Annotated in this window: 12 protein-coding genes; 6 read left to right on the top strand and 6 right to left on the bottom strand. The window is 43.1% G+C overall.

What is annotated here, in order from left to right:
* Positions 1 to 64: 64 nt before the first annotated feature.
* The 3 genes from FTV12_RS01720 to rlmE all read right to left on the bottom strand — a co-directional run bounded on the left by FTV12_RS01720 (position 65) and on the right by rlmE (position 3459).
* Positions 65 to 679 carry a GNAT family N-acetyltransferase gene (locus FTV12_RS01720; protein WP_180010606.1) on the bottom strand — a complete coding sequence of 205 codons (615 nt, stop codon included), beginning with the start codon at positions 677 to 679 and terminating at the stop codon, positions 65 to 67.
* Positions 680 to 785: 106 nt separating this feature from the next.
* Positions 786 to 2675, bottom strand: a complete 1890-nt coding sequence (gene ftsH, locus FTV12_RS01715) for an ATP-dependent zinc metalloprotease FtsH (protein WP_034170205.1) — start codon at positions 2673 to 2675, stop codon at positions 786 to 788.
* A 133-nt stretch (positions 2676 to 2808) separates the two neighbouring features.
* The gene (gene rlmE, locus FTV12_RS01710; RefSeq protein WP_004784794.1) at positions 2809 to 3459 is read right to left on the bottom strand and encodes a 23S rRNA (uridine(2552)-2'-O)-methyltransferase RlmE; all 651 of its coding nucleotides are present in this window, start codon (positions 3457 to 3459) and stop codon (positions 2809 to 2811) included.
* Between the two features lie 196 nt (positions 3460 to 3655).
* Between rlmE and yhbY the strand changes: the two genes are divergently transcribed.
* Positions 3656 to 3979: a ribosome assembly RNA-binding protein YhbY gene (gene yhbY, locus FTV12_RS01705; RefSeq protein ID WP_004784797.1), complete on the top strand. Its 324-nt coding sequence runs from the start codon at positions 3656 to 3658 to the stop codon at positions 3977 to 3979.
* Between the two features lie 11 nt (positions 3980 to 3990).
* Complete coding sequence (locus tag FTV12_RS01700; protein WP_180010604.1) at positions 3991 to 4530, top strand: DOMON-like domain-containing protein; 540 nt, start codon at positions 3991 to 3993, stop codon at positions 4528 to 4530.
* A gap of 276 nt (positions 4531 to 4806) precedes the next feature.
* Here FTV12_RS01700 and FTV12_RS01695 read toward each other — a convergent pair whose 3' ends face one another.
* Both FTV12_RS01695 and FTV12_RS01690 read right to left on the bottom strand, forming a co-directional pair.
* Complete coding sequence (locus tag FTV12_RS01695; protein ID WP_159123475.1) at positions 4807 to 5031, bottom strand: hypothetical protein; 225 nt, start codon at positions 5029 to 5031, stop codon at positions 4807 to 4809.
* Between the two features lie 102 nt (positions 5032 to 5133).
* A complete protein-coding gene (locus FTV12_RS01690) occupies positions 5134 to 5622 on the bottom strand; it encodes a hypothetical protein (protein WP_004784804.1) in 489 nt (162 codons plus the stop codon).
* A gap of 310 nt (positions 5623 to 5932) precedes the next feature.
* Here FTV12_RS01690 and carA point away from each other — a divergent pair, with 310 nt between their 5' ends.
* From carA to greA, 3 genes are all read left to right on the top strand, one after another.
* A complete protein-coding gene (gene carA / locus FTV12_RS01685) occupies positions 5933 to 7072 on the top strand; it encodes a glutamine-hydrolyzing carbamoyl-phosphate synthase small subunit (protein ID WP_005236823.1) in 1140 nt (379 codons plus the stop codon).
* 13 nt (positions 7073 to 7085) lie between these two features.
* The gene (carB, locus tag FTV12_RS01680) at positions 7086 to 10316 is read left to right on the top strand and encodes a carbamoyl-phosphate synthase large subunit (protein WP_159123473.1); all 3231 of its coding nucleotides are present in this window, start codon (positions 7086 to 7088) and stop codon (positions 10314 to 10316) included.
* 85 nt (positions 10317 to 10401) lie between these two features.
* On the top strand, positions 10402 to 10878 hold the full coding sequence (gene greA / locus FTV12_RS01675) for a transcription elongation factor GreA (RefSeq protein WP_005236827.1): 477 nt from the start codon (positions 10402 to 10404) through the stop codon (positions 10876 to 10878).
* 77 nt (positions 10879 to 10955) lie between these two features.
* On the opposite strand, the gene FTV12_RS01670 is transcribed toward greA, so the two are convergent.
* Positions 10956 to 11537, bottom strand: coding sequence for a TetR/AcrR family transcriptional regulator (locus FTV12_RS01670; RefSeq protein ID WP_180010602.1), 582 nt, complete (start codon positions 11535 to 11537; stop codon positions 10956 to 10958).
* A gap of 137 nt (positions 11538 to 11674) precedes the next feature.
* On the opposite strand from FTV12_RS01670, the gene FTV12_RS01665 reads away from it, so the two are divergent.
* A complete protein-coding gene (locus FTV12_RS01665) occupies positions 11675 to 12079 on the top strand; it encodes a RidA family protein (RefSeq protein ID WP_166137828.1) in 405 nt (134 codons plus the stop codon).
* The last annotated feature ends 34 nt before the right edge of the window (positions 12080 to 12113 follow it).

Genomic DNA, 12113 nt, shown 5'->3' with positions numbered 1-12113 from the left:
TCACAATAACCCCGGTATTGTCTTATGGAAAGATCAATAAAGCAAAGCTCAATCTATTCAATAGCTAGATTTCAAAATAGTTCTTATTGGAATATTGCATCAGCTTGGATTGCAGTAACGCTTTTACATCAACCCATTCGCTTTTTAAAATACTATAGATATAACTATCTCTGAGTGTCATGCCATCTTTACGCAGCATATGACATCTAATGATGCCATCCTGTTTGGCACCCAGAGCTTCAATAGCTTTTTGACTTTTAAGATTCAGATGATCAGTCCGAAAGCCTACCACTTGAGCATTCAGCTCTTCAAATGCATGCTGCAGCAAAAGATATTTACAGACCCGGTTTACATAGGTTCGTTGATAAGGTTTGGCATACCAGGTAAAGCCAATTTCAACACGTGGAATTTCCGGCTTGATATCATGATAACTGGTAGTACCAATAGCGCGACCCGAATTCAGATCAATCACAGCAAAAGCCATTCTTTCACCTTTGGACTGCTGTTCAAAAGCTTGGGTAAAGTAGTGTTTAAGTTTATGTAGGTAAGGTACCGAATTATATAACACTTCCCCCAAGTCCCCTTCGGCACATGCATTTTCTAAGTCTGCAAAATGTTCCCAGCTCAGTGGCTCCAAACGTAGCTGATAAATACTAGATTCCAGAACAGGTAAAGTCATTCTTATTTTTACTCAGTGATTTTTATGAATTGACTATAGCATTCAACTAGATATGACAAAACAATGGCCATAAAAAAACCACCCGAAGGTGGTTTTAATTTTTAACTTAGTTCGCTGGTAATGGCGGAGGAGTCATTGGACCATCAGTCGGTGTTACATCAATCACTGGATTGTCTGAAACATAAACTTTAGGTGGTTTTGGCTCACGACCTTCCATAATGTCACGAATCTGTTCACGATCAATTGTTTCCCATTCAAGTAGCGCTTTCACCATGGCATGGGCAATATCTTTGTTGTTTTCAAGGATATCGCGCGCAACCTTGTATTGCTCATCAATAATGCGACGAACTTCCGCATCTACCTGTTGTTGGGTGGCCTCAGAAATCGTACGGGTACCAATGCTACCCATGAAAGACTGTTGAGAGTCATCTTCGTAGACCATGACACCTAACTTGTCTGACATACCATATTTGGTCACCATTGCACGTGCCATTTTAGTTGCACGTTCAAAGTCATTCGAAGCACCAGTCGACATCTGGTTAATGAAGACTTCCTCTGCGATACGACCACCGAACAGGATTGAAAGTTCATTCAACATTTTGTCTTTATAATGGCTAGTCTGGTCAAATTCAGGCAACTGCCAGGTGACACCTAATGCCCAGCCACGCGGCATGATGGTGACTTTATGCACAGGGTCTGTACCTGGAAGCATTTCTGCAACAATCGCATGACCTGCTTCATGGTAAGCCGTAGCACGACGTTCTTCTTCACGAAGTACCATCGATTTACGTTCAGGACCCATGTACAGTTTGTCTTTCGCATCTTCAAAGTCATGCATGTCGACTGTGTTCTTGTTACGGCGTGCAGCAAATAATGCCGCTTCGTTTACAAGATTGGCCAACTGTGCACCTGAGAAGCCTGGCGTACCACGAGCAAGAACTTTGACATCTACACCAGTAGTAGAAGGAAGTTTCTTCAAGTGTACATTCAGGATTTGCTCACGACCTTTAATATCTGGTAGACCTACCATGACTTGACGGTCGAAACGACCTGGACGAAGTAAGGCTTTATCCAGTACATCAGCACGGTTAGTTGCAGCGATGACAATAATGCCTTCATTGCCTTCGAAACCATCCATTTCTACCAGCATCTGGTTCAGAGTCTGTTCACGTTCATCATGACCGCCACCTGTACCTGAACCACGATGACGACCGACTGCATCAATCTCATCAATGAAGATGATACATGGCGCATGACGTTTTGCCTGTTCGAACATGTCACGTACACGTGATGCACCGACACCGACAAACATTTCAACGAAGTCAGAACCTGAGATACTAAAGAATGGAACTTTTGCTTCACCTGCAATGGCTTTAGCCAGCAAGGTTTTACCTGTACCTGGAGGACCCACCATCAGGACGCCTTTAGGAATAGTCGCACCCAAGCGTTTGAATTTTGCAGGATCTTTCAGGAAGTCAACAATTTCGACTACTTCCTGTTTTGCTTCATCACAACCCGCCACATCAGTAAATGTTACTTTGATCTGGTCTTCAGATAGCATTTTCGCTTTAGATTTACCAAAGCTCATTGGGCCATTCTTGCCGCCTGCACCACCACCCATGTTGCGCATAAAGAACATGAATAACAAAATGATTAGAAGTACAGGGAAACTTGCAATCAGCAATTGCATGAGCAAGCCTTGACGTTGAGGCGCTTCACCTTCAACGACCACATTATTTTTAATCAGGCTTGGCATCAGTTCTGGGTCTTGAACTGCCGGGCGAATGCTTTCAAACTCTGAACCGTTTGATTTTTCACCGCGAATTCTTTCGCCATCAATTGTAACTTGTTTAATTTGGCCAGCATTGACCGCGGCAACAAACTCCGAATAGTTCATTGTAGTCGGTTGATTGCGGTCACTGACGTTGCTGAAGATTAACACCAGCACACCCAGTATCACGAGCCACAATACGGCATTCTTAAAAAGATCGCTCAAAGCTTTATTTCCCATTCCAATCTAATTTGATCATGCCCTCGAAGGGTGACCTTAATCAATAAGCTGCAAATCAATTTGCAATAATGTAAAAACCTACAAAATGCACAATTTTTAACGTGTTGGCAAGTAAACTTTATTTCAAAGCCTTCTTGCGTCCCTGTCCGACCAGAAACACTTCTTTCGAACGGGCACGTGATGCAGCAGGTTTAATCGTCTTCAATACATCAAAACTGTTGACGACTTCTTTACGAAATTCATCAAAACCTGAACCCTGGAATACTTTCACTACAAACTGTCCTTTGGGACCGAGTACCTTGTTGGCAAAATCCAGAGCAAGTTCACATAAATAAATCTGACGAGGTTGATCTACAGCTCTATTACCTGATGTATTGGGGGCCATATCTGAAATTACAACGTCTACTGTGCGTCCGTTTAAAATATTTAACAATTTATCGAATACTTCTTGTTCACGGAAATCGCCCTGCAAGAAAGTCACATCAGGTAGCGCATCCATTTCTAAGATGTCTGATGCAATCACCAGACCTTTATCACCGACCAGTTTTCCGGCAATCTGGGACCAGCTTCCTGGGGCAGCACCCAAGTCCACTACCGTCATGCCGGGTTTGATAATGCCGTATTTTTCCTGAATTTCTAGCAACTTGTACGCAGCACGGGCACGATAACCTTCTTTTTGTGCTTTTTTCACATAAAAGTCATCAAGATGCTCTCTCATCCACGCACGACTACTTTTAGATAACTTTTGGTTGGTAATGCGTGTTGCCATAACTCTCTAAATAAAAAAAACTTCTAATGATTCATTGTACGGGAAAAACACATTTTTTGCAGTATACATGTGTATCTAAATCTGAGTATTCCGGTGTAATTTGCGATTATTTACAAGTGATTATTTCCTGAGAATTTACAGCGTTTATTTTTCGCTTTTGCTATACTAAGCCGTTTTAAAAATCAGGTTATCTCTCATGGCGTCTTTATCTATTCAGGAACGTAAGCGTTTACGTCAAATTGGACATGCATTAAACCCGGTTGTAATGCTTGGTGACAAAGGCTTAACTGAATCTGTAGTTGAAGAGCTAAATCGTGCCCTTAATGATCACGAACTCATTAAAGTAAAAGTGGTGGCTGAAGACCGTGAAGCACGTGCAGCACTCATTGCTGAACTTTCAGAAACTACAGGTGCTGAAGTGGTACAAACTATTGGTAAAATTGCGCTGCTTTACAAGAAAGCACCAAAGCAAAACCAGAAGTTATCCAATCTTGTCCGTTTTGCCCATCTTTCTAACTAAGTACAGGATTTATGGCCAGTTACGAACTCAGCGCATTTGATCGCCGTTTTCAGGCAATCTCATTGGTCGGTGCCATCGAACAGCAAAATCCATACAGCTTGAATGTCGGATTTTGGTTGCGCGATCCCAACCAGTACGTGCTGTGGCCAGAAATGGTTACTGCACATCCCCGTCGTAATTTTTTGTGGGAACAGACCTGCTTTGAAATCTTTATCGGGGTTCAGGGTGAAGATTATTATCGTGAAATCAATCTCTCTCCTTCTCAGGCTTGGCAAGCCTATCAGTTTGAGGAATATCGCTATCCGGAAGATATGCCGCCACCTGCTGCATACGATATCGAACTGAATCAGCTTAAACGTACCCATTATGGTCTGAATGTCAGTCTGGATCTGACCGAGTTTATGGTTGAGCATAAACTTAAATGGGCAGACCTGTTTATTGGTCTGACAGCAGTATTAAAAACCTCACAAGGTGATCAATACTTTGCGATGCAGCACAGCAGCCCAGAAGCAGACTTCCACAATAAACGGGATTGGCTGCATGTCTTTTAATGCAGATTAAAAGCATTTGCTGGATAACAAAGATATTAAAAAACGTGAGCATTAAAGTCTCACGTTTTTTTATGGGCTTTTCCGGCTCATCCGCTCAAAGTTCGCTGTTATAGCTTGAAGAAAATATTTTTCTGTATTTTCTCTACGTAGATTCAGGTCAATATTAAATTGAAATAATTAGCCTGCTCTCAACACTTAGGGCTGGCTACTTTAATAATAATTTAAACGATATTTAAGCTGATAGACTAAGAGTTCATTTTAATTGTTTTCGACATTTTAGTGATGTAAGCGGTAATTGTCCTGCACTGATTTTACCGCGGCATAAAAAATTACAGTTAACGTGAAGATGATCAGGATAATCGTTCCAAAAGTTAGTCCAAAGAATCCCAGACATAACATCATCACACCGAGATAAAGTGCACGCATCAACCAACTTTCCAGATTAAGCATCATAATCAGCGTCAGTAAACAAAGTACACCTACAAAATAATGCTGCTGCATCGTGACCCCCTTTCATTATTATTGTGAGTCCGTTTTGCCTCAAAAAGACAAAGGAGAACGTATCCAGTTCTCCTTTCATGCAATTTAAGTCAGCGTCTTCCCTTAACTCTTCAGCTCAGGGCTTTTTTCTGAACTTTCAGCTTTTACCATGGGTTTGACCTTTTTTAGAACTTCAATGGTACTATCTTTTGAGCGCTTGAATGTACCAGTCAGATGCTCTTTATGTTTGGTCGAGATCTGGCTGACATCTTCTTTCAGTTCCTTACCCATATTGGATAAGTCTTCAATGACTGCAGTAAATTCGGTTTTGATAAAGCTGGTTAATTCAGTCAGTTCTTTTTGCGAACCAAATAACTGCTCTTTCAAAGTATCGATCCGTTGCAACAGATCCTGTTTCAACTGACGTAACTGCTCCTGCACAGTATCACCCAGCTGTTTCGCTTCGACTTCAAGTTTCTCTTTGCTTTCTTCGATGGTTTCCACCACCTGTTCTTTGGCTTCAGCTGCTACTTTTTCAAGCTGTTCAGTCGTTTCTGAAACCACGGTATTGATCTTTTTCTTGGATTGGGAAGATTTCGCTGCTGTAGTCATGTGTCTTATTCCTATAGTTATATTACGACTCATCCATATTAGTAGTTTTGATAAAAATTAAGATTTGATTTGTTAGACAATTCTTAATTGCTTACATTTTTTTACGTTGTTCGTAAAACAGACTTTCAAGCAAAAAGCAAGCCATTTATCTCATACTTTTGCTGTAAAGCTATTGGACTTGGAGGGTGGTTCTGCGTATAATGCCGTGTTAAGTTCAAGCGAGCAGACATAGGAGGGTAGGTTTAAAAATTAACCTTCCTTTTTTTTCGTCTACTCGCTTTTTTACAGCCTAAATTTCAGGAGCTTTGGTTTGAGCACCCCAGCAATTTTAGCCCTTGCCGACGGAACTATCTTTAAAGGTACTTCAATTGGCGCATCGGGTTGTACGACTGGTGAAGTCGTTTTCAACACTGCCATGACTGGCTATCAAGAAATTTTGACTGATCCTAGTTATGCACAGCAGCTTGTAACGCTAACTTACCCACATATCGGTAACACAGGTTGCAACGAAGAAGACGCTGAATCAGGTCGTATTCATAAAGTATGGGCAAACGGTTTAATTATCCGTGACCTTCCTTTACTACATAGTAACTTCCGTGCGAATCAATCACTCGGTGATTATTTAAAACAGCACAATGTAGTTGCCATTGCTGACATCGACACGCGACGATTAACTCGAATTTTGCGTGATAAAGGTGCACAAAACGGTTGTATCCTTGCGGGTGAAAACATCACTGAAGAAGAAGCAGTCGAAAAAGCACGTGCATTCGGTGGTTTAAGTGGTTTAGACCTTGCGAAAGAATGCTGTGATCCGACCGGTTTCGAATGGACTGAAGGCTCATGGGCACTTGGCAAAGGCTTTACTCAACCTGAACTTAAATTCCATGTGGTTGCATACGACTACGGTGTCAAAACCAACATCTTGCGTATGCTCGCAGACCGCGGCTGTAAATTAACTGTGGTGCCTGCACAAACTCCTGCTGAAAAAGTACTTGCGTTAAATCCAGATGGCGTATTCCTGTCAAATGGTCCTGGCGATCCAGCTGCATGTGACTACGCAATTGAAGCTGTAAAAACAATTGTTGAAACAACTGAAATTCCAGTATTTGGTATCTGCTTAGGTCACCAGATTCTTGCTCTTGCATCGGGTGCTAAAACGGTAAAAATGCCGCACGGTCACCATGGCGCTAACCATCCTGTACAGAACATCGAAACTGGTACAGTGATGATTACTTCTCAAAACCACGGCTTCGCAGTGGATGAAAGCACCCTGCCTGCGGTATTGCGTGTGACTCATCGCTCACTGTTTGATGGTACAAACCAAGGTATCCATCGTACAGACAAACCTGCGTTCAGCTTCCAGGGTCACCCTGAAGCAAGCCCTGGTCCACATGACTGCGCACCATTGTTCGATCATTTCATCGAACTTATCGAAGCATCTAAGAAGTAATTAAGGAAGCATCATGGCTAAACGTACTGACATTAAAAGCATCTTGATCATTGGTGCTGGTCCGATCGTCATCGGTCAAGCATGTGAGTTTGACTACTCAGGTGCTCAAGCATGTAAAGCGCTTCGTGAAGAAGGCTACCGCGTTATTCTGGTGAACTCTAACCCAGCGACCATTATGACCGACCCTGCAATGGCAGATGCAACGTATATCGAACCGATTACCTGGCAGACTGTTGCAGCAATCATTGAAAAAGAACGTCCAGATGCTGTGCTTCCGACGATGGGTGGCCAGACTGCACTGAACTGTGCCCTTGCACTGGATGCCAACGGTATTCTTGAAAAATACAACGTTGAACTGATCGGCGCGACCAAAGAAGCTATCGAAAAAGCAGAAGACCGTAAACTGTTTGACGAAGCAATGCGTAAAATTGGTCTGGAATGTCCAAAAGCGGCTATTGCTGAATCAATGGAAGAAGCACTTGAGATTCAAGCGCGCTTCGGTTTCCCTGTGATTATCCGTCCATCATTTACGATGGGTGGTTCAGGCGGTGGTATTGCTTACAACCGTGAAGAATTCCTGGAAATCTGTGAACGCGGTTTCGACCTCTCTCCTACTCACCAATTATTGATCGATGAATCATTGATTGGCTGGAAAGAGTACGAGATGGAAGTTGTTCGTGACAAAAACGACAACTGTATCATTGTATGTGCGATCGAAAACTTTGACCCAATGGGCGTACACACCGGTGACTCGATCACTGTTGCGCCTGCACAAACACTGACTGATAAAGAATACCAGTTGATGCGTAATGCATCTTTAGCAGTTCTTCGTGAAATCGGTGTTGAAACGGGTGGTTCTAACGTTCAGTTCGGTATTAACCCGAAAGATGGTCGTATGGTAATCATCGAGATGAACCCACGTGTATCGCGTTCATCTGCACTGGCATCTAAAGCGACTGGTTTCCCGATTGCGAAAATCGCAGCGAAACTGGCTGTTGGTTATACCCTTGATGAGCTGAAAAACGACATCACTGGCGGTACAACTCCAGCATCGTTCGAACCAGCAATTGACTACGTTGTTACCAAGATTCCACGTTTCAACTTCGAAAAATTCCCGCAAGCTGATGCGACACTAACTACACAGATGAAATCTGTAGGTGAAGTGATGGCGATCGGCCGTAACTTCCAGGAGTCTGTGAACAAAGCACTTCGCGGTCTTGAAGTTGGCGCAACTGGTTTTGATGAAAAAATCGAAGTGGGTACTGAAGGTGCGCGCGAGAAGATTCTTCAAGAACTTAAAGTTCCAGGTCCAGAACGTATCTGGTATGTGGCTGATGCATTCCGTCACGGTTTCACGCTTGATGAAGTATTTGCGGCAACCAATATTGACCGCTGGTTCCTGATCCAGATCGAAGACATCGTTAAAACTGAAGAACAAATCAAATCTTTAGGTTTTGGTGATCTTAACGCTGACAATATCCGTTCATTTAAACGTAAAGGTTTATCTGACCACCGTATTGCCAACCTGATGGGTATTTCACAAAAACAATTCCGTAAGCACCGTTGGAATCTGGGCGTAACTCCAGTCTACAAACGTGTGGATACATGTGCAGCAGAGTTTGAATCTGATACAGCGTACATGTACTCAACTTACGATGAAGAGTGTGAATCTAATCCGTCTAACCGTGACAAGATCATGGTGATTGGTGGCGGTCCTAACCGTATTGGTCAAGGTATCGAATTCGATTACTGCTGTGTACATGCTGCCCTGGCAATGCGTGATGACGGTTATGAAACCATCATGGTGAACTGTAACCCTGAAACGGTTTCAACTGACTATGACACGTCTGATCGTCTGTACTTCGAACCGATTACACTTGAAGACGTTCTTGAAATCGTACGTACTGAAAAGCCGAAAGGTATTATCGTTCAGTACGGCGGTCAGACTCCACTGAAACTGGCTCGTGCTTTGGAAGAAGCTGGTGCGCCAATTATCGGTACATCTCCAGATGCGATTGACCGTGCAGAAGACCGTGAACGTTTCCAACAAATGATTCAACGTCTGCAACTTCGTCAACCTAATAACAGCATCGTAAAATCTGCTGAAGAAGGTATGGCAGAAGCAGCTAAAGTGGGTTATCCACTGGTTGTACGTCCTTCTTACGTCCTTGGTGGTCGTGCGATGGAAATCGTGTATAACGACGAAGAATTAAAACGCTACTTACGTGATGCTGTACAAGCATCGAATGAAGCGCCTGTTCTTCTGGATCACTTCCTTGATGATGCGATTGAAGTTGACGTGGACTGCGTATCTGACGGTAAAGACGTGGTGATCGGCGGTATTATGCAGCACATTGAACAAGCCGGTATTCACTCTGGTGACTCTGCATGTTCGATTCCTCCATATTCATTGTCTGAAGACGTGCAAAACGAAATGCGTCGTCAAACCATCGCTATGGCTAAAGAGCTTGGCGTTGTAGGCTTGATGAATGTTCAGTTTGCGGTGAAAGGCGATGACGTTTACATTTTGGAAGTGAACCCTCGTGCTTCTCGTACGGTTCCGTTCGTTTCTAAATGTATCGGTGAATCTTTAGCAAAAGTAGCTGCACGTTGTATGGCTGGCCAATCTCTTGAGTCTCAAGGCTTTACCAAAGAGATTATCCCTGCTCACTTCTCTGTGAAAGAAGCAGTATTCCCATTCAACAAATTCCCTGGTGTTGACCCGATCCTTGGCCCTGAAATGAAATCAACAGGCGAAGTAATGGGCGTTGGTAAAACATTTGGTGAAGCGTTCTACAAAGCTGTTCTAGGCTCTAACGATCGTTTACCAGGTCTGCCAACTGAAGGCGAAGTGAAACATGCATTCATCTCTGTACGTGATTCTGATAAACCACGTGCGGTAGGTATTGCGAAGCAGCTTGCTGACTTTGGCTTCAAGATTCTTGCGACTGGCGGCACATACGATGTAATTAAAGCTGCAGGTATTGAATGTGAACGTGTAAATAAAGTAACCGAAGGCCGTCCAAACATTGTAGACCGCTTGAAAAATGGTGAAATTCACCTCATTATCAATACCACTGAGGGTAAACAAGCTCAGCAGGATTCATTCTCGATCCGTCGCTCTGCGCTTCAAGGTAAGGTATACCATACCACTACCCTGAATGGTGCTGATGCTGTATGCCAAGCTTTAGCAATTAAATTGCCAATGGATGTATATCGTTTGCAAGATTTAACAGTAGGTTAATTCGTTACTGAGAAGTCCCGTCACCTTCTCGGTGGCGGGCTTTTTTTCATTTATAGACTTTCATTTTTATTACTGAGGGACAACTATGCAACGTTATCCTATGACTCCCGAAGGCAAACTTGCCTTAGAGAAAGAATTACACCAACTGAAAACTGTGGATCGTCCACGTATTACTGCAGCGATTGCAGAGGCACGTGAGCATGGGGATTTAAAAGAAAACGCGGAATATCATGCTGCGCGTGAGCAGCAAGGTTTCTGTGAAGGCCGTATTCAGGACATCGAAGGTAAACTGGGCGCTTGCCAGGTGATTGATGTTAAAGAACTGGAGCAAAACGGTCGTGTAGTTTTTGGTGTCACTGTGACTATTGAGAATCTAGACACTGAAGAACGCAAAACTTACAAAATCGTGGGTGATGATGAAGCAGACTTTAAGATCAACAAGATCTCTGTGAACTCTCCGATCGCGCGTGGCCTGCTGGGTAAAAACGAAGGCGACGATGTGAAAATCGTGACACCACAAGGTGAAGTCGAATACGAAATTGTAAGCGTTGAATATATCTAATTTTTAACTAGATATTTTAGGCTGTAAGACCCCTCAGATGAGGGGTTTTTTATTGAGCCTAGAAATTCCCATCGATTTTATTTTAAGAAGCCAGATGCCAAGGCTTCAAATGCCTGTAAAGCCTGAGGTAAGACCTGTGCAGGATCCTCACTAGAAGCGACCCATAGTGCTGCATTCATTGCTGCACCATTGAGCAAGACTGCCGCAGCAAGTGCATCAACTGGTTTTAATCTACCTTCAACCATTAACTGTTCTACGCATTCACGTGTCGACTGCAGGCATTTATTTTGACTTGGCCAATGTGCGGGGTCCCCTAATACTGCCGGACCATCACGTAGCACAATCCGTTGGAACTCAGCATTTAAAGCATGTTCGATATAGGTACGCCCTTCAAGCATCAATCCCTCCCATAGATCATCAGGCTGCTCCAGATGTTGCCCGGCATATTCAGCCATTTCTGAATCAATCTGATCGACCACGGCAGCAAATAAGCCCTTTTTATCACCAAAATGATGGTATAGCGCACCCCGGGTTAGCCCTGCTTCTGCCGTGAGCTTATCCATGGAAGTGTCCGCATAACCGTATTCAGCAAATGCACGACGTGCGACTTCTATGAGTTTTTTGCGGGTTTCCGCCATTTTTTGTTCACGTACAGACATATATTGTTTCCATCAGTATTGTGAAAATTTTAATTGACATACGCATCGTATGTCAATTATGTTTACATACGTTACGTATGTGAAAATTTAAACAGCTTTCTAAAATACGTATAAATTAAAATTGAGCGAGAATTATCATGACTAGAACTGCAATATTTCCCCAAAATCGCCATGCTTTGTATGAACAGCATGATTATTCTGCCGCAATCAAATCAGAAGATTTATTATTTGTTTCTGGTCAGGTTGGTAGCCGTGAAGATGGCAGTCCTGAACCTGACTTTGAGAAACAGGTAGAACGAGCTTTTGAAAACTTGGCTGCTACATTGGCAGCGGCTGGTTGTACTTTCGATGATATTGTCGACGTCACGACCTTTCACACCAATCCTGAACAGCAATTTGAAAGCATTATGAAAGTTAAAAACCAGATTTTTACGCAAAAGCCCTATCCGAACTGGACAGCTGTGGGCGTGACCTGGCTGGCAGGTTTTGACTTCGAAATCAAAGTCATTACGCGTATCCCTCAATCCGCTAAGACCATGTAAAACTTAACCCTGCAATCAGGTCTGTTATTGAATG

Source organism: Acinetobacter sp. YH12233, from assembly GCF_013417725.1.
GTDB lineage: Bacteria > Pseudomonadota > Gammaproteobacteria > Pseudomonadales > Moraxellaceae > Acinetobacter.
Note: the sequence above shows the minus strand (reverse complement) of the source record. Positions and strands in the feature narration are given on the sequence as shown.

Coding starts and splice junctions, on each gene's coding strand:
- greA (WP_005236827.1), top strand. CDS start 10,402: ATGCAACGTTATCCTATGACTCCCGAAGGCAAACTTGCCTTAGAGAAA.
- yhbY (WP_004784797.1), top strand. CDS start 3,656: ATGGCGTCTTTATCTATTCAGGAACGTAAGCGTTTACGTCAAATTGGA.
- FTV12_RS01690 (WP_004784804.1), bottom strand. CDS start 5,622: ATGACTACAGCAGCGAAATCTTCCCAATCCAAGAAAAAGATCAATACC.
- FTV12_RS01720 (WP_180010606.1), bottom strand. CDS start 679: ATGACTTTACCTGTTCTGGAATCTAGTATTTATCAGCTACGTTTGGAG.
- FTV12_RS01700 (WP_180010604.1), top strand. CDS start 3,991: ATGGCCAGTTACGAACTCAGCGCATTTGATCGCCGTTTTCAGGCAATC.
- rlmE (WP_004784794.1), bottom strand. CDS start 3,459: ATGGCAACACGCATTACCAACCAAAAGTTATCTAAAAGTAGTCGTGCG.
- FTV12_RS01670 (WP_180010602.1), bottom strand. CDS start 11,537: ATGTCTGTACGTGAACAAAAAATGGCGGAAACCCGCAAAAAACTCATA.
- FTV12_RS01695 (WP_159123475.1), bottom strand. CDS start 5,031: ATGCAGCAGCATTATTTTGTAGGTGTACTTTGTTTACTGACGCTGATT.
- carB (WP_159123473.1), top strand. CDS start 7,086: ATGGCTAAACGTACTGACATTAAAAGCATCTTGATCATTGGTGCTGGT.
- FTV12_RS01665 (WP_166137828.1), top strand. CDS start 11,675: ATGACTAGAACTGCAATATTTCCCCAAAATCGCCATGCTTTGTATGAA.